Annotated in this window: 22 protein-coding genes; 14 read left to right on the top strand and 8 right to left on the bottom strand. The window is 72.5% G+C overall.

The window, feature by feature from the left end; all coding sequences use genetic code 11:
* Positions 1–70 precede the first annotated feature (70 nt).
* Positions 71–1,420, bottom strand: a complete 1,350-nt coding sequence (locus ACIG5E_RS06905; RefSeq protein WP_396532052.1) for a YihY/virulence factor BrkB family protein — start codon at positions 1,418–1,420, stop codon at positions 71–73.
* 189 nt (positions 1,421–1,609) lie between these two features.
* On the opposite strand from ACIG5E_RS06905, the gene ACIG5E_RS06900 reads away from it, so the two are divergent.
* From ACIG5E_RS06900 to ACIG5E_RS06850, 11 genes are all read left to right on the top strand, one after another.
* Complete coding sequence (locus ACIG5E_RS06900; RefSeq protein WP_317621159.1) at positions 1,610–1,693, top strand: putative leader peptide; 84 nt, start codon at positions 1,610–1,612, stop codon at positions 1,691–1,693.
* Positions 1,694–1,890: 197 nt separating this feature from the next.
* On the top strand, positions 1,891–3,615 hold the full coding sequence (locus ACIG5E_RS06895) for a nitrite/sulfite reductase (protein WP_396532051.1): 1,725 nt from the start codon (positions 1,891–1,893) through the stop codon (positions 3,613–3,615).
* The gene (locus tag ACIG5E_RS06890; RefSeq protein WP_396242390.1) at positions 3,612–3,791 is read left to right on the top strand and encodes a hypothetical protein; all 180 of its coding nucleotides are present in this window, start codon (positions 3,612–3,614) and stop codon (positions 3,789–3,791) included. Before ACIG5E_RS06895 ends, ACIG5E_RS06890 begins: the two co-directional genes overlap by 4 nt.
* Complete coding sequence (locus ACIG5E_RS06885) at positions 3,772–4,473, top strand: phosphoadenylyl-sulfate reductase (protein WP_396532050.1); 702 nt, start codon at positions 3,772–3,774, stop codon at positions 4,471–4,473. The genes ACIG5E_RS06890 and ACIG5E_RS06885 overlap by 20 nt, the downstream gene beginning before the upstream one ends.
* 80 nt (positions 4,474–4,553) lie before the next feature.
* Entirely contained in the window at positions 4,554–5,102 is a 549-nt protein-coding gene (gene cysC / locus ACIG5E_RS06880; RefSeq protein ID WP_396532276.1) for an adenylyl-sulfate kinase, read from the top strand.
* Complete coding sequence (gene cysD / locus ACIG5E_RS06875) at positions 5,099–6,037, top strand: sulfate adenylyltransferase subunit CysD (RefSeq protein ID WP_396532048.1); 939 nt, start codon at positions 5,099–5,101, stop codon at positions 6,035–6,037. Before cysC ends, cysD begins: the two co-directional genes overlap by 4 nt.
* A 2-nt stretch (positions 6,038–6,039) precedes the next feature.
* Positions 6,040–7,359, top strand: a complete 1,320-nt coding sequence (locus ACIG5E_RS06870) for a sulfate adenylyltransferase subunit 1 (RefSeq protein WP_396532046.1) — start codon at positions 6,040–6,042, stop codon at positions 7,357–7,359.
* A 239-nt stretch (positions 7,360–7,598) separates the two neighbouring features.
* Positions 7,599–8,762: an aliphatic sulfonate ABC transporter substrate-binding protein gene (locus ACIG5E_RS06865; RefSeq protein ID WP_396532044.1), complete on the top strand. Its 1,164-nt coding sequence runs from the start codon at positions 7,599–7,601 to the stop codon at positions 8,760–8,762.
* A gap of 124 nt (positions 8,763–8,886) precedes the next feature.
* Entirely contained in the window at positions 8,887–9,690 is an 804-nt protein-coding gene (locus ACIG5E_RS06860) for an ABC transporter ATP-binding protein (protein ID WP_396532043.1), read from the top strand.
* Positions 9,677–10,570: an ABC transporter permease gene (locus ACIG5E_RS06855; protein WP_396532041.1), complete on the top strand. Its 894-nt coding sequence runs from the start codon at positions 9,677–9,679 to the stop codon at positions 10,568–10,570. Before ACIG5E_RS06860 ends, ACIG5E_RS06855 begins: the two co-directional genes overlap by 14 nt.
* 10 nt (positions 10,571–10,580) lie before the next feature.
* A complete protein-coding gene (locus tag ACIG5E_RS06850; RefSeq protein ID WP_396532039.1) occupies positions 10,581–11,312 on the top strand; it encodes a sirohydrochlorin chelatase in 732 nt (243 codons plus the stop codon).
* Positions 11,313–11,325: 13 nt separating this feature from the next.
* Here the strand turns inward: ACIG5E_RS06850 and ACIG5E_RS06845 are convergent, their stop codons facing one another.
* The 3 genes from ACIG5E_RS06845 to ACIG5E_RS06835 all read right to left on the bottom strand — a co-directional run bounded on the left by ACIG5E_RS06845 (position 11,326) and on the right by ACIG5E_RS06835 (position 13,048).
* Complete coding sequence (locus ACIG5E_RS06845; RefSeq protein WP_396532038.1) at positions 11,326–11,736, bottom strand: PIN domain-containing protein; 411 nt, start codon at positions 11,734–11,736, stop codon at positions 11,326–11,328.
* The gene (locus ACIG5E_RS06840) at positions 11,733–11,954 is read right to left on the bottom strand and encodes a type II toxin-antitoxin system VapB family antitoxin (protein WP_396532036.1); all 222 of its coding nucleotides are present in this window, start codon (positions 11,952–11,954) and stop codon (positions 11,733–11,735) included. The genes ACIG5E_RS06845 and ACIG5E_RS06840 overlap by 4 nt, the downstream gene beginning before the upstream one ends.
* A gap of 80 nt (positions 11,955–12,034) precedes the next feature.
* Entirely contained in the window at positions 12,035–13,048 is a 1,014-nt protein-coding gene (locus ACIG5E_RS06835; RefSeq protein WP_396532034.1) for a hypothetical protein, read from the bottom strand.
* A 113-nt stretch (positions 13,049–13,161) separates the two neighbouring features.
* Between ACIG5E_RS06835 and ACIG5E_RS06830 the strand changes: the two genes are divergently transcribed.
* Positions 13,162–14,010, top strand: a complete 849-nt coding sequence (locus ACIG5E_RS06830; RefSeq protein WP_396532032.1) for a helix-turn-helix transcriptional regulator — start codon at positions 13,162–13,164, stop codon at positions 14,008–14,010.
* Positions 14,011–14,120: 110 nt separating this feature from the next.
* On the opposite strand, the gene ACIG5E_RS06825 is transcribed toward ACIG5E_RS06830, so the two are convergent.
* From ACIG5E_RS06825 to ACIG5E_RS06810, 4 genes are all read right to left on the bottom strand, one after another.
* Complete coding sequence (locus ACIG5E_RS06825; RefSeq protein ID WP_396532031.1) at positions 14,121–14,834, bottom strand: ricin-type beta-trefoil lectin domain protein; 714 nt, start codon at positions 14,832–14,834, stop codon at positions 14,121–14,123.
* 287 nt (positions 14,835–15,121) lie between these two features.
* The gene (locus ACIG5E_RS06820; RefSeq protein WP_396532029.1) at positions 15,122–16,858 is read right to left on the bottom strand and encodes a DEAD/DEAH box helicase; all 1,737 of its coding nucleotides are present in this window, start codon (positions 16,856–16,858) and stop codon (positions 15,122–15,124) included.
* Between the two features lie 171 nt (positions 16,859–17,029).
* On the bottom strand, positions 17,030–17,236 hold the full coding sequence (locus tag ACIG5E_RS06815) for a cold-shock protein (RefSeq protein ID WP_360234731.1): 207 nt from the start codon (positions 17,234–17,236) through the stop codon (positions 17,030–17,032).
* A 303-nt stretch (positions 17,237–17,539) separates the two neighbouring features.
* Entirely contained in the window at positions 17,540–19,744 is a 2,205-nt protein-coding gene (locus ACIG5E_RS06810; RefSeq protein ID WP_396532027.1) for an MMPL family transporter, read from the bottom strand.
* 578 nt (positions 19,745–20,322) lie between these two features.
* On the opposite strand from ACIG5E_RS06810, the gene ACIG5E_RS06805 reads away from it, so the two are divergent.
* Together ACIG5E_RS06805 and ACIG5E_RS06800 are read left to right on the top strand one after the other, a co-directional pair.
* The gene (locus tag ACIG5E_RS06805; protein WP_396532025.1) at positions 20,323–21,216 is read left to right on the top strand and encodes a phosphotransferase enzyme family protein; all 894 of its coding nucleotides are present in this window, start codon (positions 20,323–20,325) and stop codon (positions 21,214–21,216) included.
* Positions 21,217–21,387: 171 nt separating this feature from the next.
* Positions 21,388–22,401 carry a polysaccharide deacetylase family protein gene (locus ACIG5E_RS06800; protein WP_396532023.1) on the top strand — a complete coding sequence of 338 codons (1,014 nt, stop codon included), beginning with the start codon at positions 21,388–21,390 and terminating at the stop codon, positions 22,399–22,401.
* Positions 22,402–22,403: the final 2 nt, after the last annotated feature.

The raw sequence follows: 22,403 nt of genomic DNA, 5'->3' as shown, positions 1-22,403 counted from the left end.
ACGCACGCACGAACGCACAGGGCCTCCCCCGCGAGGGAGGCCCTGCCCGTACCTGTGCACGGAGAACCCGCTACCGCTGCTCCCACGGCGGCCGCGGCGGCCTGGGCGGGTAGCCCGGCCCCGACCCCGGCCGTTCCGGCCCCGACCCCGGCCCGTGCCGCTCCGCCCCCGGCGGCTCCGGCGGCGGCCCCAGCGGCCGGTCGCTGTCCGGCGGCGGCGGGGCGGGCCGGTGGTGCGGCCCGGGCCGGGCGGTGAGCCGGCCGCGCACGTTGTCGGCGGCCAGCACGTCGGCCCACCGCTCGGGGTACTCGGCGGGCGCGTCGACGTCGTCCGCCTCCTCCTCGCCCCACTCCTCCTCGACGCCCTCGGCCAGGCCCAGTTCGCGGGCGCGCCGGGCCCGTTCGACGGCCCGTCGGGCGGCGACCTCGCGGACCACGGCGGCGGCCGCCTCCTCGTGGGCGCGCTCGTTCTCGGCGCGGGCGTCGGCGGTCTCCAGGGTGGGCCAGCGGCGGTCTATCGCGGCGTTCATGGCGGCGCCGATGAGCACCGCGAGGGCCACCACGAAGATCCACAGCAGCACGGCCACCGGAGCGGCCAGCGAGCCGTACACCGAGGGGCCCTCGACCGAGCTGATCAGGTAGATCCGCAGGCCGACGCTGCAGAAGACCAGCACCACCAGGGCGACCAGCGCGCCGGGGATGTCCTCGCGCCAGGGCGTGGAGACCGGTACGGCCAGGTGGTAGAGGGTGGTGAGGGAGACGATCAGCAGCAGGATCGCGACCGGCCAGTACGCGGCGCTGACCAGCCCCGCGAGGCCTGACACGGCGTTCTCGACCAGCCCGGGCCCGGCCATCATCAGCGGCAGCACCAGGGAGCCGATGACGAGGGCGCCGAGGTAGAGGCCCAGCGACAGCAGCCGGGTCTTGACGATGCCCCGCTTGCCGTCCAGCCCGTACATCACGGTGATGGTGTCGATGAAGATGTAGAGCGCCCGGGATCCGGACCACAGCGACAGCAGGAAGCCGATCGAGATCAGGTCGGGCCGGGGGCGGTCGAAGACCTGGCTGAGCAGCGGCTTGACGACCTCGTTGACGGAGGAGTCCGACAGGATCGTCCCGGAGGCCGAGACGATGTCGTGCTTGAGCCGGTCGATGGTGCCGGCGCCGACGAACTTGTCGAGGTAGCCGAGGGTGGCGGCCAGGCCGAGCAGCAGCGGCGGGATCGACAGCAGGGTGAAGAAGGCCGCCTCCGCGGCGAGGCCGGTGACCCGGTACTCGACGCAGGTGTTGGTGGTGTCCTTGACCAAGTCCCACGCCGTACGGCGCCAGGTGGCCCGTTTGGCCGCGCGCCGGGAGCCCTTGCCCCGACGCCGGGACGGCCGCTCGGGGGTCGGTCTGCTCGTATCGCCTGCTGCTTGCACAGCGCTAACGGTATCGGGCCGGGGCGCTGCGGTTGATCTCCCCCGGGGGTACGGGCGCGTGCACACCGCATGTACGGACGCCTGGCGGGGAGCGGCGGGAACGGTCAGCTGTCCCACATTTCGAAACCCCAGCGTCCAGCATCCGGATGTTAGTGGACCGCGAGTCCCGCGCCGTGCGAATCTCTTGCCATGTCTAGCGCCGGAACCACCCTAGTAGGTCGACTCCACGTCGATCTCCTTCGCGTGTCCAGCGCCATCTGTCCGGTGATCTGAGCCCCCACCCCGCCGCACCACCGCACCCGGCGCCGATCCCACCGCCATCCCCGCACCAGCGGATGCGCAGGCGCCCGCCCGGCTCGGTCACTGCTCTCCCGGCCCTGAGAAACCCGCAGGTCACAGCAGCACCGCACCGCCGAGCACGCTCCGCGACCCACCCGGCGTCAGCGCCACCTGCCCCGAAGGACTTCAGCATGGCCACCTCTCCCGAGACCGCCGAGCCCACGGCCGACCGCACTGCCGCGCGCCGCCCCGCCGCGGCTCGCAAGGTGACCCGCCACCGTGGCGAGGGCCAGTGGGGCATGGGCCACTTCACGCCCCTGAACGCCAACGAGCAGGTCAAGAAGGACGACGACGGTCTCAATGTGCGGACACGCATTGAGACGATCTACGCGCACCGGGGCTTCGACTCGATCGACCCCGCCGACCTGCGCGGCCGGATGCGCTGGTGGGGGCTCTACACCCAGCGCAAGGAGGGCATCGACGGCGGCAAGACCGCGATCCTGGACCCGCACGAGCTGGACGCCGAGTACTTCATGATGCGCGTGCGCATCGACGGCGGCCGGCTGACCGTCCCCCAGCTGCGGGCCATCGCCGAGGTCTCCGAGCAGTACGCCCGGGGCACCGCCGACCTGACCGACCGGCAGAACATCCAGTACCACTGGATCCGGATCGAGGACGTCCCGGCGATCTGGCGGAAGCTGGAGGCCGTCGGCCTGTCCACCACCGAGGCCTGCGGCGACACCCCGCGCGCCATCCTCGGCTCCCCGGTGGCCGGCGTCGCCCAGGACGAGATCATCGACGGCACCCCGGCGATCGAGGAGATCCAGCGCCGCTTCATCGGCAACCCGGAGTTCTCCAACCTGCCGCGCAAGTTCAAGGCCGCGATCTCCGGCTCCCCGCTGCTGGACGTCGCGCACGAGATCAACGACGTCTCCTTCGTCGGCGTGGTCCACCCCGAGCACGGCCCCGGCTTCGACCTGTGGGTCGGCGGCGGCCTGTCCACCAACCCCAAGCTGGGCGTGCGGCTGGGCGCCTGGGTCCCGCTGGAGCAGGTGCCGGACGTCTTCGGCGGCGTGATCAGCATCTTCCGCGACTACGGCTACCGGCGCCTGCGCAACCGCGCCCGGCTGAAGTTCCTGGTCGCCGACTGGGGCGTGGAGAAGTTCCGCCAGGTGCTGGAGGACGAGTACCTGAAGGCCCGCCTGATCGACGGCCCCGCGCCCGCCGAGCCCGTCGCCCGCTGGCGCGACCACGTCGGCGTCCACCAGCAGCAGGACGGCCGCTACTACATCGGCTTCGCCCCGCGCGTCGGCCGGGTCGACGGCAAGCTGCTCGGCCGGATCGCCGACCTCGCCGCCGCCCACGGCAGCGACCGGGTGCGCACCACCACCGAGCAGAAGATGCTGATCCTCGACGTCGCCGAGGAGCACGTCGAGTCGGTGGTGGCCGGCCTGGAGGCGCTCGACCTGCGGGTCGCCCCCTCGCCGTTCCGCCGCGGCACCATGGCCTGCACCGGCATCGAGTACTGCAAGCTCGCCATCGTCGAGACCAAGGAGCGCGGCCGCTCCCTGATCGACGAACTCGAGCAGCGCCTCCCGGACTTCGCCGAGCCGCTGACCATCAACATCAACGGCTGCCCCAACGCCTGCGCCCGCATCCAGGTCGCCGACATCGGCCTCAAGGGCCAGCTCGTCACCGACGAGCACGGCAACCAGGTCGAGGGCTACCAGGTGCACCTGGGCGGCGCGCTCGGCCTGGAGGCCGGCTTCGGCCGCAAGGTCCGCGGCCTCAAGGTCACCAGCGCCGGCCTGCCCGACTACGTCGAGCGCCTGCTGACCCGCTACCAGGCCGACCGCACCGAGGGCGAGCGCTTCGCCCAGTGGACGGCCCGGGCCACCGAGGAGCAGCTCTCATGACCGAGCGAGCCGCCCCGTTCTTCTGCCCGTACTGCGGGGACGAGGACCTGCGCCCGTCCGAGGCCGGCCACGGCGCCTGGGAGTGCCACGGGTGCCGCCGCGCCTTCCAGCTGAAGTTCCTCGGCCTGCTGTCACCGACCAACGGGGGTACGTCCCATGAGCAGCACCGCGACTGACTACGAGGAGATCGCCGTCCGGGCCGGCCGCGAGCTGGAGGAGGCCACGGCGCAGGAGGTCCTGCGCTGGGCCGCCGACACCTTCGGCAAGCGGTTCTGCGTGACCTCCTCCATGGAGGACGCGGTGGTCGCCCACCTCGCCGCCTCGGTGTTCCCCGGCGTGGACGTGGTGTTCCTGGACACCGGGTACCACTTCGCGGAGACCATCGGCACCCGGGACGCGGTGGCGGCGACCATGCCGGTCAACGTCATCACGCTCACCCCGCTGAAGACCGTCGCCGAGCAGGACGCCGAGTACGGGCCGGACCTGCACGACCGCGACCCGGACCTGTGCTGCTCGCTGCGCAAGGTCGAGCCGCTCGACCGCGGCCTCGGCGGCTACGACGCCTGGGCCACCGGACTGCGCCGCGACGAGTCCCCGACCCGGGCGAACACCCCGGTGGTCGCCTGGGACCCGAAGCGCCGCAAGGTCAAGATCGCCCCGATCGCCCGGTGGACGCAGGAGGACGTGGACGCCTACGTCGCCGCCAACGGCGTGCTGCTCAACCCGCTGCTGTGGGAGGGCTACACCTCGATCGGCTGCTCGCCGCTGTCCTGCACCCGCAAGCCGGGCGAGGGCGAGGATGCCCGGGCCGGGCGCTGGTCCGGCTCCGGCAAGACCGAGTGCGGCATCCACCTCTGACGATCCGTCAACTTTCGTGTAAGGAAAGAACCGTGACAGCTGACACTCTGGCCGCCGACGGAGCCGCAGGGGCGGCCCCCGTGGCCGCCCCCTGCGAGCGCGGCGCCACCGTGTGGCTGACCGGGCTGCCGAGCGCGGGCAAGACCACCCTGGCCTTCGCGCTGGCCGGACGGCTGCGCGCCGAGGGCCACAAGGTCGAGGTCCTGGACGGCGACGAGATCCGAGAGTTCCTCTCCAAGGGCCTCGGCTTCTCCCGCGAGGACCGGCACACCAACGTCACCCGGATCGGCTTCGTCGCCGAGAAGCTCGCCGCCAACGGCGTCAAGGTGCTCGCCCCGGTGATCGCCCCGTTCGCCGACTCCCGCACCGCCGTGCGCGAGCGGCACGCGGCGACCGGCACCGAGTTCCTGGAGATCCACGTCGCCACCCCGGTCGAGCTGTGCTCGGATCGCGATGTCAAGGGCCTGTACGCCAAGCAGGCCGCCGGTGAGATCTCGGGTCTCACCGGCGTCGATGACCCGTACGAGGCCCCGGAGAACCCGGAGCTTCGCATCCAGACGCAGGGCCGTTCGGTAGCCGAGTCAACCGCCGAGCTGCACAGCTTCCTGACCGAGAGGGGCCTGGCATGACCACCGCGACCGACAGTCCGGTCCGCACCGACGACACGCCGTACGCGCTGTCCCACCTGGACGCGCTGGAGGCCGAGTCGGTGCACATCTTCCGCGAGGTCGCGGGGGAGTTCGAGCGCCCGGTGATCCTGTTCTCCGGCGGCAAGGACTCCATCCTGATGCTGCACCTCGCGCTCAAGGCCTTCGCGCCCGCCGCCGTCCCCTTCTCGCTGCTGCACGTTGACACCGGGCACAACTTCCCCGAGGTCCTCGCCTACCGCGACCGCGTCGTGGCCGAGCACAACCTGCGCCTGCACGTCGCCCACGTCCAGGACTTCATCGACGACGGCCGGCTGCGCGAGCGCCCGGACGGCACCCGCAACCCGCTGCAGACCGTGCCGCTGCTCGACGCGATCGAGAAGGGCCGCTTCGACGCCGTGTTCGGCGGCGGCCGCCGGGACGAGGAGAAGGCCCGAGCCAAGGAGCGCGTCTTCTCCCTGCGCGACGAGTTCGGCGCCTGGGACCCGCGCCGCCAGCGCCCCGAGCTGTGGTCGCTGTACAACGGTCGGCACGCGGTCGGCGAGCACGTGCGGGTCTTCCCGCTGTCCAACTGGACCGAGCTGGACGTCTGGCAGTACATCGAGCGCGAGGGCATCGAGCTGCCGGAGATCTACTACGCGCACGAGCGGGACGTCTTCTCCCGCAACGGCATGTGGCTGACCGCCGGCGAGTGGGGCGGCCCCAAGGACAGCGAGCCGGTCGAACGGCGGCTGGTCCGCTACCGCACCGTCGGCGACATGTCCTGCACCGGCGCCGTCGACTCCGACGCCACCACCATCGAGGCCGTGATCGCCGAGATCGCCGCCAGCCGCCTCACCGAGCGCGGCGCCACCCGCGCCGACGACAAGCTGTCCGAGGCCGCGATGGAAGACCGCAAGCGCGAGGGGTACTTCTAACCATGACCAGCACCACCCAGGAAGCCACCGCCACGTCGCTGCTGCGCTTCGCCACCGCCGGCTCCGTCGACGACGGCAAGTCCACCCTGGTCGGCCGGCTGCTGCACGACTCCAAGTCGGTGCTCGCCGACCAGCTGGAGGCCGTCGAGCGCGTCTCCCTGAGCCGTGGCCAGGAGGCGCCCGACCTCGCGCTGCTCACCGACGGCCTGCGCGCCGAGCGCGAGCAGGGCATCACCATCGACGTCGCCTACCGCTACTTCGCCACCCCCCGGCGGCGGTTCATCCTCGCCGACACCCCCGGGCACGTGCAGTACACCCGCAACATGGTGACCGGCGCCTCCACCGCCGAGCTCGCCGTCGTGCTGGTCGACGCCCGCAACGGCGTGGTCGAGCAGACCCGCCGGCACGCCGCCGTCGCCGCGCTGCTGCGGGTGCCGCACGTCGTGCTGACCGTCAACAAGATGGACCTGGTCGACTACGCCGAGCCCGTCTTCGCCGCCATCGCCGAGGAGTTCACCGGCTACGCCGCCTCGCTCGGCGTCAAGGACGTGCTGGCGGTCCCGATCTCGGCCCTCGCCGGGGACAACGTCGTCGAGCCGTCCGCGCACATGGACTGGTACGGCGGCCCGACCCTGCTGGAGCACCTGGAGACCGTCCCGGTCGGCAGCGACCCCAGCACGGAGCCGGCCCGCTTCCCGGTCCAGTACGTGATCCGCCCGCAGACCGAGGAGCACCCCGACTACCGCGGCTACGCGGGCCAGCTGGCCTCCGGGGTGCTGCGGGTCGGCGACGCCGTCACGGTGCTGCCCTCCGGCCTGACCACCACCGTCGCCGGGATCGACGCGCTCGGCCGCGAGAGCGACATCGCCTGGGCGCCGCAGTCGGTCACCGTCCGGCTCGCCGACGACCTCGACATCTCCCGCGGCGACCTGATCGCGGCCGGGGCGGCGCCCGTCCCCACCAAGGACATCGAGGCCACCGTCAGCCACCTCAACGAGCGGCCACTGCGCGCCGGGGACAAGGTGCTGCTCAAGCACACCACCCGCACCGTGCGCGCGCTGGTCAAGGAGATCTCCTACCGGATCGACATCGACACGTTGGAACAGCGCCCCGCCCCCGAGGGGTTGAACGTCAACGACATCGGCCACGTGAAGCTGCGCACCGCCGAGCCGCTGGCACTCGACGACTACATCGACAACCGCCGCACCGGCTCGTTCCTGCTGATCGACCCGGCCGACGGCACCACCCTCACCGCCGGCATGGCGGGCGAGGCCTTCGAGACCGTACGAGCCACGGAACCCGCTGAGGAGGACTGGGTCTGATGCCCAGCGAGGCGTTCTCGGGCATGGACAAGGAAGGCGGCCGCATCGGCAGCGGCGTCCTCGGCAGCGGCCAGGGCGGCTTGACCCGATGTGCGGGCCGACGGGGCTGAGCACGCCCCGTCACCGGGCTTCCCGACCGCGCCCGGCCTGCCCCGGCACCGACGTGCCGCGAGCACCACTTCCAACCGTCCGCCCGGGACCGCTTCCTGACGGTCCGTCCGCGAACAGGACTCACCACCATGGCACCCAACCCGGCCCCTTCCCATACCTTCGTCCGCCCCAACGCCGGCCGGATCAGACGCTCCGCCGCGGCCGCCGTCGCCGGCCTGACCGCCGTGGCCCTGCTGTCGGCCTGCGGCTACGGCTCCAAGGCCGCCGACAATGGCTCCGGCGGCTCGGCCGACTCCGCGGCCGCGGCCGGGGCCTCGGGCGTCAAGCTGTCCTCCCCCACGGTGAGGATCGGCTACTTCGCCAACCTGACCCACGGCACCGCGCTGGTCGGCCTCCAGGAGGGCATCTTCCAGAAGGAGTTGGGCGCCACCCAGGTCAAGACCCAGGTCTTCAACGCGGGCCCGGCCGAGATCGAGGCGCTCAACGCCGGCTCCATCGACATCGGCTGGATCGGCCCCTCCCCCGCGATCAACGGCTACACCAAGTCCGACGGCAAGTCCCTGAAGATCATCGGGGGTTCGGCCTCCGGCGGGGTCAAGCTGGTGGTCAACCCGGACAGGATCTCCTCGCTGGACGACCTCAAGGGCAAGAAGATCGCCACCCCGCAGCTCGGCAACACCCAGGACGTGGCCCTGCTCAACTACCTGGCGGGCAAGGGCTACAAGGTGGACGCGGCGTCCGGCGCGGGCGACGTCTCGGTGGTGCGCACCGACAACAAGGTCACCCCCGACGCCTACCGGCAGGGCTCCATCGACGGCGCCTGGGTGCCCGAGCCCACCGCCTCCAAGCTGGTCACCCTCGGCGCGAAGGTCCTGCTCGACGAGAAGGACGTCTGGCCGGACAAGAAGTTCGTGATCACCAACATCATCGTCTCGCAGAAGTTCCTCAAGGAGCACCCGGACGTGGTGGAGGCCGTGCTGCGCGGCTCGGTGAACACCAACGCCTTCATCAAGGCCAACCCCGACAAGGCCAAGGCCGACGCCAACGAGGCGATCAAGAAGGAGGCCGGCAACGCGCTGGAGCCGGCCATCCTCGACCCGGCCTGGTCCGACATCGACTTCCTGGACGACCCGCTGGCGAACACCCTGCAGGCCGAGGCCGACCACGCCGTGACCGCCGGGCTCCTCAAGAAGCCCAATCTCAACGGCATCTACGACCTCACCCTGCTGAACAAGGTCCTCGCGGCCAAGGGCCAGGCGCCCGTGGCGGACGCCGGACTCGGCACCAAGTGACTCCGCGGTCCGGCCCCGCCCGCCCGGTCGATCCCCGATCGATGCCCACCGGCGCGGGCGGGGCCCGGACCCCGGCTCCGAACCGCCTCGCAAGCCCCCCAGACCACACGCAGGAGGTGCCCCGATGACCCCGGCACTGACCACCGAGGCCGACGCCCCCGCCCTCGACACCGACGGCGGCGCGCCCGCCGTCCGGATCTCGCACGTGCACAAGTCCTTCGGCCGCCCGGGCGCCCAGACCCACGTGCTGGACGACATCACCCTCGACGTCGCGCCCGGCGAGTTCGTCACCCTGCTCGGCGCCTCGGGCTGCGGCAAGTCCACCCTGCTCAACCTGGTCGCCGACCTCGACAAGCCCAGCCGCGGCAGCATCGAGGTCTCCGGCGGCCGCCCCGCCCTGATGTTCCAGGAGCATGCCCTTTTCCCCTGGCTCACCGCGGGGAAGAACATCGAGCTGGCCCTCAAGCTGGCCGGCGTCCCCCGCCCCGAGCGCCGCGCCGAGGCCGAGCGCCTGCTCGAACTCGTCCGCCTGGGCGGCGCGTACGGCAAGCGGGTGCACGAGCTGTCCGGCGGCATGCGCCAGCGCGTGGCGATGGCCCGCGCCCTCGCCCAGGGCAGCAAGGTGCTGCTGATGGACGAGCCGTTCGCCGCGCTCGACGCCATCACCCGCGACGTGCTGCACGACGAGATCACCCGGATCTGGGCCGAGCGGCAGCTGTCCGTCCTGTTCGTCACCCACAACGTGCGCGAGGCCGTGCGCCTGGCCCAGCGCGTCGTCCTGCTCTCCTCCCGGCCCGGCCGGGTCGCCCGCGAGTGGCGGATCGACCTGCCGCAGCCGCGCCGCATCGAGTCCTCCGGCGTCGCCGACCTGTCCATCGAGATCACCGAAGAACTGCGTGGGGAGATCCGTCGCCATGTCCAGCACTGACACCGCCCCCGCCAGGAACGACGGCGACACCGCCGAGGTCGGCGCGGGCCTGGACGCCCTCGACTCCGTCGCCGCCCAGCGCAGTTCGCTCGGCGAGGTGCTGCGCACCAAGGCGCTGCCGCCGCTGATCGGCGTGCTGGTGGTGCTGGCGCTGTGGCAGGGCGCGTACAGCCTCCACCTCACCTCCTCGTACAAGCTGCCCAGCCCCGCCGACGTCTGGCACTCCCTCCAGGACCTCTGGTACCAGGGCACGCTGTTCTCGATCATCTGGACCAGCGTCTGGCGCGGCCTGTCCGGCTTCCTACTCGCCGTCGTCATCGGCACCCCGATCGGCCTGGTGGTCGCCCGGGTCAAGCCGGTGCGCACCGCGATCGGCCCGGTGCTCCAGGGCCTGCAGTCGCTGCCCTCGGTCGCCTGGGTGCCGGCCGCCGTCATCTGGCTCGGCATCAACGACTCGATGATGTACGCGGTGATCCTGCTGGGCGCCGTCCCCTCCATCGCCAACGGGCTGGTGGCCGGCATCGACCAGGTGCCGCCGCTGTTCCTGCAGGCCGGACGCACCATCGGCGCCACCGGCCTGACCGGGGCCCGGCACGTGCTCATCCCGGCCGCGCTGCCCGGCTACCTGGCCGGGCTCAAGCAGGGCTGGGCGTTCTCCTGGCGCTCGCTGATGGCCGCCGAACTGGTCGCCTCCTCCCCCGACCTCGGGCGGGGCCTCGGCCGGTTCCTGGAGGACCAGCGCGAGTTCTCCGACATGTCCGGGGTGCTGCTCGGCATCATCCTCATCCTGTTCGTCGGCATCGCCATCGAGCTGCTGGTGTTCACCCCGGTCGAGCGGCGGGTGCTGCGCAACCGCGGCCTGCTGGCCTCCACCAAGTGAGGACCCACTGATGGCCTCCCTGCTGCTCATCGCCCACGGAAGCCGTGATCCGCGGCACGCCGCGACCGTCGCCGCTCTGGTCGAGCAGGTGCGGGCGCAGCGGCCCGCCCTGGAGGTCGCCACCGCGTACCTGGACCACTGCGCGCCGCGGATCCCCCAGGTGGTCGGCCGGCTGACGGACGCGGTGGCCGTCCCGCTGCTGCTGAACCGGGCCTTCCACGCCAAGCACGACATCCCCGCCGCGCTGCGCACCGCCGGGTCGGCCCTGCCCGTCGCCGACGTGCTGGGGCCCTCGCCGCTGCTGCTCGCCGCGCTGGACCGCCGGCTGGCCGAGGCCGGACTCGACGTGCGCTCGGCCGCGGCCCGCTCCCGTACCGGCGTGGTGCTGGCCGCGGCCGGCTCCTCCGACCCGGCCGCCGACGCCGCCACCCGCGCCGTCGCCGCCGAGTGGCGCCGCACCCGCGGCTGGGCCGCCGTCGAGGTCGCCTACGCCTCCGCCACCGGCCCCCGCGTCCCGGACGCCCTCGCCGCCCTGCACGCCGCCGGCGCCGAGCACACCGCCGTCTCCCCCTACCTGCTCGCCCCGGGCCTCCTCCCCGACCGCATCACGGCCGCGGCCTCCGACGCCGACGTCCTGGCCGACGTCCTCGGCCCCGCCCCCGAACTGGCGGCGCTGCTGCTGCAGCGCTACGACGAGGCCCGCCGGGCGACGGTGACCGTCGTCCCCGCACTCACCGCCTGAGGGCGAGGCCGGATCAGGCACAGTCCAGAATGCTGTGCTCGCTCAGGTCGGTGGCGTGCCGCGCCACCGTGCGGTAGTCCGCATCGTCGTGGAGAACCGTGAGTCCGTGGTGCGCAGCCGTCGCCGCGATCATCAGATCGACCGCAGAGGCACTTCGATGCTGTCCGGCGAGCGCCATCCGCCGCTGCACCATGTCGATCCAGCGTCCTGCGTTCTTCGGCACCGAGATGTCCGGGTAGAGCTCGGCGAACATCTCGGAGATCTCGTCGTACTCCCGGCCGTCGCGCGCGCTACAGAGGAGTTCGGCACGCTGTGGGTAGCACGACGCGATCGACCCTGCGTCGATCGCGTCGTACCAGGCGGTCTTCAGCCTCGGCTCGCGCATCAGGCGGAACAGTGCGGAGGTGTCGAGGAGATAGATCACCGAGCATCCTTCTCGGCCCGATGCAGCCGCTCGGCGTGCTCAAGGGCCTCCCAGTGCTGGGCCCGCTCGAAGTGCCTGCTGATGCGTGCCGCGCGTTCCTGCCGCTCGGCATAGAAACGCAGCGCGAGGTTCACGGCCTCCTTCTTGGTCCGCACCCCGGCAAGAGCCATTGCGCGCTCCAGTGCTTCGTCATCGAGGTCGATCTGGGTCACGGACATCGGGCACCTCCGATGGATATTGGCGATGTACATAGCATTGTATCTCACCAACATCGAGCGACGGTGGGACTTCAGTCCGCTCAGACCCGGCGGAGGGTGAAGGTGTCGCCCGGGTGGCCGGCGTTGGCGTCCGCGAGGCCGCCAGAGAGCTGGTAGAGGGCGCCGGCGGGGCCGGTGGTGACGGCGGTGGGGGTGGGGTCGGTGGAGGGGCGGACGGCGGTGAGGCGGGCAGTGCGCCAGTGGTCGTCGGAGCGCAGTTCGACCTCGGCGTCGCGGCCGGCGCCGTAGAAGGCGTTGGTGACGCCCGCGATGGTGCCGTCGGGGCGGGCGAAGATGCCGTCGAGGTGGAGCAGCGCCCCGCCGTCGGCGATCTCGACCCGGCGCAGTCCGGCCGGGTCCCACAGCGGGAGCTGCCACAGGGTGCCGTCGTCCCACTTGCCGAGGACGAGCCGGCCGTCGCGGTAGGCGATGCCGTTGAGGCCGTAGGCGCCGGGGGCGGGGGTGAGGCGGTCGTCGCGCAGCAGGACGGAGCCGGTGCCGTCCGGGTCGACCCGGTAGACGACGGGGGCGAAGGAGTCGGTGACGTAGGCGGTGCCGTCGGGGGCGACGGCGATGTCGTTGGCGAGGTGGCTGCCGCCGTCACCGGCGACGGCGGCGAGGTCGGTGTAGTAGAGGCGGCGGCCGGTGTCCAGGTCGTAGGCGGCGATGCCGGCGACCCGGCCGAGGGTGGCGGGGCTGGTGCGCTCGCCGATGCCGTTGTCGAGGTTGGTGACCAGGATGCGGCGGTGGGCCTGGTCGATCCGCAGGCCGGCGATCTCGATCAGGGTGTCGGGGTCGTCGATCAGCGTGCGGACGGTGCCGTCGAGGGCGACGGTGGAGACGGTGCCGTGCCGCATCGAGCCGACCAGGAAGCGGTGGTGGGCCTGGTCCCAGACGGCGGTCTCGGGCACCAGGGTGGGGGCGTGGCCGCTGATCACGGCGGGGGCCGGGCAGTGGGCGGCCGCGGCGGCGGGTAGCGTACCGGCGGTGCCGAGCAGGGCGGCGGCCGCGAGGGCGACCACGGCGCGGCGGACGGTGCGGTGCTGACGGTTCATCATGGGCCCCTCGGAGCTGGCTTGCGTTGTCGTGATCAAGCCTGCCGCGCGGGCCGGGGTGGCAACAGTGCGTAAGGATACTGGTAGTTCGACCACCAGGAAGGACGGGGGACATGGACGAGTCGGAGGAGCGCCGCACGGAGCTGTCGGGCTTCCTGCGCAGCCGCCGGGCCCGGTTGACGCCGCAGGAGGTGGGGCTGGCGCCGGGGGCCAGGCGGCGCACACCGGGGCTGCGGCGGGAGGAGCTGGCGCTGCTGGCCGGGGTGGGGGTGACCTGGTACACGTGGCTGGAGCAGGGGCGGGACATCCATCCGTCGCCGGAGGTGCTGGCCAGCCTGGCCCGGACGCTGCGGCTGGACCGGGCGGAGACGGCGTACCTGTTCCGGCTGGCGGGCAGCCATCCGCTGGACGGGGAGGTGGGCGCGCCCGCGGAGGTGCCGGCGGCACTGCTGCGGCTGATGCACGCGCAGTGGCCGGCGCCGGCCTGGGTGATGGACGCCAACTGGGACCTGCGGGCCTGGAATCCGGGCGCGGACGCGCTGTTCGAACTGTCCGGGCGGCCGCCGCAGGAGTGCAACCTGGCGTGGGTGGTGTTCGGCAACGCGGTGCACCGCCGCCGGGTGGAGCACTGGGAGCGGCACGCCCGCCGTTTCCTGGCCCAGCTGCGGGCGGCGTACGCGGAGCGCGGCGGGGAGGCGACGGCGGTGGGCCGGCACCTGGGCCGGATGATCCAGCACGTGCGGGGCGAGCATCCGGAGGCGGACCGCTGGCTGGACGAGCACCAGGTCGCGGAGCGTTCGGGGGCCGAGAAGGTGGTCCGGCACGAGGAGTTGGGCGTCTTGCGGATCGACCAGCACGTGCTGCTGGCGGCGGAGGGGCTGCAGCTGATCGTGATGTCGCCGCGTGACGCGGAGACGGCGGAGCGGCTGCGCCGGCTGGCTCCGACGGCCGCCGCGGTGTAGCCGCCCGGCGTGGAGGCGGTCCGCCGCCCGGCGCAAGGGCCGGGCGGCGGACCACACTTGACGCGCGGCTGACCGCACTTTACGTTCAGCGGGCCATACTTGACGCTGCCTCAGGCAGGCAGGTTCCACTTCTGGTTGGCGGCGCCGTTGCAGTCCCAGATGCCGAGCTGATTGCCGTTCGCGGTGGAGAAGCCGAGGTCGTCCAGGCAGCGGCCGGACTGCGGGTTGAGCAGCGAGCCGTCGGCGCGGTGCTGCCACTGCTGGGCGCCGGTGCCGTTGCAGTCCCAGAGCTGGACCATGGTGTGGTTGGCGGTGCCGCCGCCGGAGACGTCCATGCACTTGCCGAGGGCGCGGATGGTGCCGTCGGCGCCCACCCGCCACTTCTGCGCCACGGTGCCGTTGCAGTCGTAGATCTGGATGGGGGTGCCGTTGCCGAGGTTGGCGCCCTGCACGTCGACGCACTTGCCGACGTAGCCGGTGATCTGGCCGGTGGGGCCGGCCGGCGGGGCGGCGCCCATGATGATGTGCGGGAACATCACGCTGTCGCCGATGCCGCAGGACGCGGAGGTGCTGCCGTCGCCGATCGCCACGCCGCCGATCGCGGGCCGCGAGAACTGCACGGTGTGGGTGGAGTTCCAGTAGTAGCAGGTGGCGCCCACGGACCAGACCTGCATCGGGTCGAGGCCGCTGCAGCTGCCGACGGCGCTCCAGCCCGCGACGAAGGCGCTGCAGGCGGGCGCGGCCTGGGCGGAGGTGGCCGGTGCGGCCAGGGCGGCGGCCCCTGCGAGCAGGGCGGTGGTCAGCAGGGCGGAGGTTCGGCGCATGGGGACGGTGGTCCTTCCGGGTCGGCGAATCACGTCAACTCAACATCCGCGCAGGTTTGGTGACTGTGCGACAGATGTGTGGGCCGCGTAAAAGAATCCGGGGTGGACAGTCCTCCGTCAAGCGTTAGTTCAAGGCGAACTACAACGGATTCACGTCAGCTGTCGGCCTCGGCCGGGAAAGGCGTCCGGAAAAAGCGGAACGGGCCCCGCGCTCCCCCGTCCCGGGGGAAGTCGCGGAGCCCGTTCAGCGGGACTCGGTCCGTGTACGACGGCTCCGTGTACGACGGTCAGTCGAACTTGCGGCGCTGGCGCCCGGTGCCGTAGTTGCCACCGGACTTCGAGCCGCTGCCCGGCCGGGCCCGGCCGGAGGAGCGCCCGATGAACCCGGCGGCCTGGGGCCGCTCGCCCTGGCCCGCGGCGCCGAGGCGCTGCTTGGGGCGCGGGCGGCGCGGGTTGCCGTTCATGTCGACGTCGGCGGGCAGCCCGGAGCGCTTGCCGGGGCGGCGGCGCGGGTTGCCCGACTTGCCGTCGGCGCCCTTGCCGTCGGCGGAGGCGGCCTGGGCCGCGGGCTGGGCGGTGGCCGGGACGACCAGTGCGACCGGGACACCACTGGGGGTGCGGGCGCCGGTGATCCGGGCCAGGTCGACGTCGCCGGGGCGGATCTTGGTCACGGTGGGGCGGATCCCGGCGACCGTCATCAGCCGGTTGACCTCGCGGCGCTGCTCGGGCAGCACGAGGGTGACGACCGTACCGGACTCGCCGGCCCGGGCGGTGCGGCCGCCGCGGTGCAGGTAGTCCTTGTGGTCGATCGGCGGGTCGACGTTGACGACCAGGTCGAGGCCGTCGATGTGGATGCCGCGGGCGGCCACGTTGGTGGCGATCAGCGCGGTGACCTCGCCCTCGCGGAACTGGTCGAGCACCCGGTTGCGCTGCGGCTGGGACTTGCCGCCGTGCAGAGCGGCGGCCATCACGCCGGTGGCGCGCAGCTGCTTGGCGAGCCGGTCGGCCCCGTGCTTGGTGTGCACGAACATGATCACGCGCCCGTCGCGGGAGGCGATGTGGGCGGTGGCGGAGGCCTTGTCGGCGGGCTCCAGCTGCAGGACGTGGTGGTCCATGGTGGTGACCGCGCCGGCCGAGGGGTCGACCGAGTGGGTGACCGGGTCGGCCAGGAAGCGCTTGACCAGGCGGTCGACGTTGCGGTCCAGGGTGGCGGAGAACAGCATCCGCTGCCCGCCCTCGGCGACCTGCTCCAGCAGCCTGCTGACCTGCGGCAGGAAGCCCATGTCGGCCATCTGGTCGGCCTCGTCGAGGACGGTGATGGCGACGTCGGACAGGTTGACGTCACCGCGCCCGATCAGGTCGTCCAGTCGGCCGGGGGTGGCGACCAGGACCTCGGTGCCGCGGCGCACCGCGTTGGCCTGCCGGCTGATGCCCATGCCGCCGACGACGGTGGTGATCCGCAGGTTGACGGCGGTGGCGTACGGGGTGAGCGCCTCGGTGACCTGCTGGGCCAGCTCGCGGGTGGGTACCAGGACGAGCGCCAGCGGGTGCCGGGAGTCGGCACGGCGCCCGGCGGTGCGGGCGAGCAGCGGCAGGCCGAAGGCCAGGGTCTTGCCGGAGCCGGTGCGGCCGCGGCCGAGGACGTCGCGCCCGGCGATCGAGTCGGGCAGGGTGGCGGCCTGGATCGGGAACGGCTCGGTGACGCCCTCGCGGGTGAGCGCGGAGAGGATCGCCTTGGGCAGTTCGAGTTCGGCGAAGGAGGCCGCCGGCGGCCGGGCCGGGGTGCCCTCGACGACGGTGAAGTCGGCGGGCTCCGGGACGGCGGTGCGGGCGGTCTTGGGGGCACCGGCGCGGTTGCGCGGCTTGCGGTCGCGGTCCGCGCCCTCCCCGCTGCGGCGGGCACGCTCGGGGCTGTCCCCGCTGCGGCGCGGGCGGCCGGTGCGGCCCTGGTCACCCGAGCGGGCGGTGGAGCGGTCGGTGGTGCGGTCGCCGCGGTCGCGGGGCGTGCGGGCAGGGGTGGTCACGGGTTCTCCGTCCGTCGGTCGGCAGCCCGCGGTCGCGGACTGGTCGGCCGTCTTCTGGGAGATCGCCGCCCCGGCCGTACGGCGGCATGGACGAGGGCCCGCACCGTCGACCGGTGCGGGCCCCCGCTTCACGAGATCACAGGGGATCGCGCGTCAGCGTGGAAGCTGACGTCAGGCGATGACCTGGATGTTCTCGCCCTGCGGGCCCTTCTGGCCCTGGGTGACGTCGAACTCGACGCGCTGACCCTCGACGAGCTCACGGAAGCCCTGGGCCTGGATGTTCGAGTAGTGGGCGAAGACGTCCGGGCCGCCGCCGTCCTGCTCGATGAAACCGAAGCCCTTTTCGCTGTTGAACCACTTCACGGTGCCGGTAGCCATAACCGTCTCCTCCTATTGGGGCATCAGGGACCCACACCTCGTGAATCCCCAAGTAGCCGCGATCCCCATCCGGAGACTGAAACACCGGACAAAACAAATGCGCCTGTTGGTTGGTACCAGCAGGCGCACACACACGTTCATGGGAACCAAAACTGCAACTGCTTCGACTGTAGCACGGTCGCACCCTGATTGACCGGGGACTTTTATGCTTGGCAGATCACGTTTGCCGCCCCCGGAAAACGGGGAGCGGCGCCCCGCCGGAGCGGGGCGCCGCCTGGTGTTCGGCCGCCGTTCAGACCTCGGTCAACGCCGGCCGGCCGGCTCCGGCACGCCGTGGGTGCCCGCCAGTGGGGCCGGGCCCTCGCCGTGGCCCGGACGGGCGTCGGCGCCGCGGCCGGGCCACCAGGCCTTGTTGCCGATCAGCGCGGTGAGCGCCGGGGTGAAGAACATCGCCATCACGAAGGCCGCCAGCACGATGCCGAAGGCCATCGCGAAGCCGAACTCCAGCATGAAGGTGTTGCCCGCGAGCATGAAGGTCCCGAACGAGGCCGCCAGGATGAAGCCGGCCGCGGCGACGGTCGGGCCGCCGTGGCGCAGCGCCTCGCGGGCCGCCTCGCGCGGGGAGCGGCCCGCTCGGGCCTCCTCGCGCAGGCGGGCGATGATCAGGATGTTGTAGTCCGTCCCGATCGCCACCACGAAGAGGTAGATCAGGATCGGCATCATGAACATCAGGCCGGTCTCGTGGCCGATCTTCTGGAAGAGCAGCGTGGCGGCGCCGAGGGTGGCACCGAAGCCGAGACCGACCGAGGCCATCAGGTACCAGGGGGCGACCACGCTGCGCAGCTGGAGCGCCAGGATGAGCAGGATGAGCAGCCCGGCGATCGGGAAGACCAGCTTGTAGTCGTGGGCCATCGCCAGGTTGATGTCCTTGAAGACCGAGCTGAGGCCGCCGACCTTGGCCTCGGTGCCGGCCGGGGCCTGGCCGTGGGCGACCTCGCGCAGCTTGGTGACGCTGTCGATGGCCTCGTTGCTGGAGGGTTCGTCCTTGAGCATCACGGTGAACTGGGCCGTGGTGCCGTCGTCGCTGATGGTCTTGTTCTGGCCCGCGGAGGAGGGCGGGAACACCTGGGCGACGCCGGCGACGCCGTGGAGCTTGTCCGCGTAGGCCTGGAAGGAGGCCGGGTCGAGCTTCTTGCCGTCGGTGCTGCTCAGGAAGACCTGGCTGGGGGAGGCCGCGCCCTTGGAGAAGGCGGTGGACATCTTGTCCTGGACGACCATCGACTCCTTCTCCTTCGGCATCGAGCCGCTGGTCATGTCGAACAGGCCGTTGTAGCCCAGGGCGCCGAGGGTCAGGGCGATCAGCACGCCGCCGGAGGCGATGGCGGTGAGCGCCGGGCGCTTCTCGACGACCCGGCCGAGCGCGGTGAAGCGCGCGTCACTGGGTTCCCGCATCCACTTCTTGCCGGGCCAGAAGACGCCGCGGGCCGGGATGACGGAGAGCAGCGCCGGGGCCAGGGTGACGGAGGCGAGGGCGGTGACGACGACCGCGATGGCCAGCGCCGGGCCGAGGGCCTGGAACATGCCGAGGCTGGAGAGGATCAGCGCGGCGAAGGCGATGGTGACGGCGCCGGCCGCGGAGGCGATCGCCTCGCCGACCCGGCCGACCGCGTTGACGACGGCGTTCTTGCGGTCCTCACCGGCCCGCAGCCGCTCGCGGTAGCGGAAGGCGAGGAAGAGGAAGTAGTCGGTGCCGACGCCGAGCACGACGACGATGAGGATCGGCGTGAGGATCGCCGTGCTCTTGAGGTCGAAGGCCTTGGTGGCGTAGTTGATCAGTCCCATGGAGGTGGGCAGGGCGATGATCAGCGAGACCAGGATCGGCAGCAGGCCGGCCAGGACGCTGCGGAAGATGATGCCGACGATCACGATGACCAGCACCAGGGTGGCCATGGTGATGAGGCCCTCGGTGTCGTTGGAGGACTCCTGCTGGTCCAGGGTCTGGGCGGCGGAGCCGCCCAGCTGGAACTTCAGGTCGGTGGAGGCCGCCAGTTCCTTGCCGTCGTTGCGGACCGCCTTGGCGACGTCCGCGATCAGCTTCGGGTCCTGCTGCTTGTCCTTGGCGATGGCGATCGTGCCCATCGCGTACTTGTGGTCCGGCGAGTAGCCCAGCTTCTCGGCCGGCGGGTTGACCGCCTCGACCCCGTCGATCTTCTTGGCCGTCAGGTCCTGGGTCAGCTTGCCCATGGCCTTGGCGTCGGCGTCGGTGAGCGCGGCGCCGTCGTTGCGCTCGAAGAGGATGAGGGCGTCGGGCGTGAAGGCGGACGGGAAGGCCCGTGCCTGCAGCTCTGCGGCCTGGATGGACTCGTAGTGCTTGGGCAGGAACGACGCCTCGTCCGTCTGGGAGCTCACCTTGGGCGAGGAGATGAAGATGGCGACCATGGCGACGAGCCACGCGGCGATCACCCACCACGCGCGGCGTACGGCGAATTGTCCTAGTCGGTGGAACATGCTCGATGCCTCCTGGGCATGGTTCACCGCAGCCCTTGGGGGACGGGACGCTGGGCGACGGCAGGACCGGGCGGGCCACGCGCGCTGGCGCTCCCTAGCCGGTCGGCAGGTAAGTAGGTCTGGGCGTCATCCTACGAGTACGTGCTTGCCGCGCGGCAAGGAAGCCCCCGTTGTCCAACCCCCGTTGTGGGCCGCCCCGAACGGCCCCGCCCCAGTCTCTCCCGGCCGCAACCCCGTTGACCTCGTGCTCTGGGTGGAGTCTTCTCCCCCTCAGGGTGGAGTCCGCCCCCTACCTCCGAGGAGGAGGTATCAGGGTCCGCGGGTAGGGAAAACTCCACCCCGGCCCCGAGGCGGGCACCAGGGCGCGTTCTCCCGCCAGCCGGATTACCGCCCAACCACCGCTTCCCTACTGTCGGTTGGGGCGCCGGAGCCGCACCCGGCGGGCGACCCACGGCGGTCGAGGCGACCGGGCCACCGCCGCGCACCGCGGGGCCCGGCGTCCGCGCGCCGCCCCGTGCGCCATGATGATCTCCGTCCGGGAGTCCTCCGGATGAACGACGGCGGAACGGAGTCCAGCCATGATCCCCTTCGACGAGGGCCTCGCCCGGCTGCTGCTCGCCCGCGCCTGCGAGTCCGCCGGACTGCCCGGCCCGGGCGACGCCCGGCTGCTCGCGCTCGGCGAGAACGCCGTCTTCGACCTCGGCGACCCGGCCGTGGTCGCCAAGGTCGGCCGCGGCCCCGAACTGTACGACCGGGCGCACCGCGAGCTGGCCGTCGCGCACTGGCTGGCCGGGCAGGACGTCCCGGTGGTCCGCCCGTACGAGGCGGTGGCGCCCGAACCGCAGCTGGCCGACGGCCACCCGGTCACCTTCTGGCACCGGCTCGCCCCCGCCGTCCGCCCGGCCCGCCCGGCCGACCTCGCCCCGCTGCTGCGCGCCCTGCACCGGCTGCCGCTGCCGCCCTTCCCGCTCGGCCGCCGCGACCTGCTGGCGCCGGTCGAGCGCTGGCTCGCCTCCGCCGAGGGGCAGGTCGACCCCGCGGACGTCGCCTTCCTGCGCCACCGCCGGGACGCCTTCGAGGCCGCCCTGCCCGACCTCGTGCCGCAGTTGCACTCCGGGGTGATCCACGGCGACGCGCTGCCGCGCAACGTCCACGTCGGTCCGGACGGGCCGGTGCTGCTCGACCTGGAGAACGTCTCGCACGACCTGCGCGAACACGACCTGGTGGTCCTCGCGCTCAGCCATGACCGCTACGGCGTGCCGGGCGAGGAGTACCGGGCGTTCACCGAGGCCTACGGCTGGGACGTACGGGACTGGCCCGGTTTCGCGGTGCTGCGCGGGGCCCGGGAGACCGCCAGCGCCTCCTGGGTCGCCCAGCAGGTGGCCGGGAACCCGGCGGCGCTCGCGGAGTTCGGCCGCCGGGTCGCCTCGCTCCGCGAGGGGGCCACCGAGGTGCGGTGGTACCCGTTCTGACCGGGCGCCGCTACCCCTTCTGAACGGCGGACGCCAAACCGGCCGAGTGTGAGAAGACTCCCGCGCCGGATCGGTCCGGCGCGCAACTGGGGCACGTACGATCGGCGTCCTATCGCACAGTCATCCTGACCGATGGATCGGCACCCTTCCCGCCCCTCAGGAGCCGCCGCCATGCACTGGAACGCCGCCCGCCACCGCCCCTCCCTCCCGACCCGTCCGGCCCGCCCGGCCGTCGGCCGCAGTCGGCTGATCGCGGGCTGCATCGCGGTGGCCGCCGTCCTGGGCCTGTCCGCGTGCGGCACCGCCAGCGGGGCGCTGCAGCCGAGAACCACCACTACCGGCACCGGCACCGGCACCACCACCGGCACCGCCTCGCCGCAGCAGCAGCCGACCGGCACGGCGGCCACCACCATCGCGCCCGCCCCCGGCTCCGACGCGGCCACCGGCTCCGGCCCGGCCGCCCCGTCGGCCACCGCGAAACCGCGCACGCCCGCCGCGCCGGCCGCGTCCACCGCGCCGGCCGCCTCCTCCGCGCCCGGCACACCCGCGGCACCGCCCGCGGCACCGCCCGCCGCCACCGGCAAGGCGACCAAGGTGATCGGCTCCACCGCCTCCGGCGGCCGCACCGTCGCGCTCACCTTCGACGACGGCCCCGGCCCGGCCACCGGCCAGATCCTCGACCTGCTCGCCCAGTACCACGTCAAGGCCACCTTCTGCGAGATCGGCCAGAACGCCGCCGCCAACCCGGCCCTGGTCAAGCGGGTGCTGGCCGAGGGCCACCGGCTCTGCGACCACAGCGTCCACCACCCGCAGCCGTTCGCCAAGCTCCCCCACGACAAGGCGGTGTACGAGGTCACCGCCGCCCACGACATGATCGTCAAGGCCGGCGGGCCCGGCACCGAGGTCAGCTGGTTCCGCGCGCCGGGCGGCGGCTTCAACGCCGACAACGAGCACATCGCGGCCGGGCTCGGGATGTCCTCCCTCGCCTGGTCCGTCGACCCGCGCGACTGGTCCTGCCCCGGCGTGCCCGCGATCGTCTCCACCGTGCAGAGCCAGCTCAAGCCCGGCGGCGTCATCCTGATGCACGACGGCGGCGGCGACCGCAGCCAGACCGTGGCCGCGCTCAAGCAGCTGCTGCCCTGGCTCGTCGCCCAGGGGTACACCTTCGACCTCCCTGCGGCGTAAGG

Origin of the sequence: Kitasatospora sp. NPDC053057 (genome assembly GCF_044546945.1) — a bacterium.
Classification (GTDB): domain Bacteria; phylum Actinomycetota; class Actinomycetes; order Streptomycetales; family Streptomycetaceae; genus Kitasatospora.
This window is presented reverse-complemented; position numbering and strand designations above follow the sequence as displayed.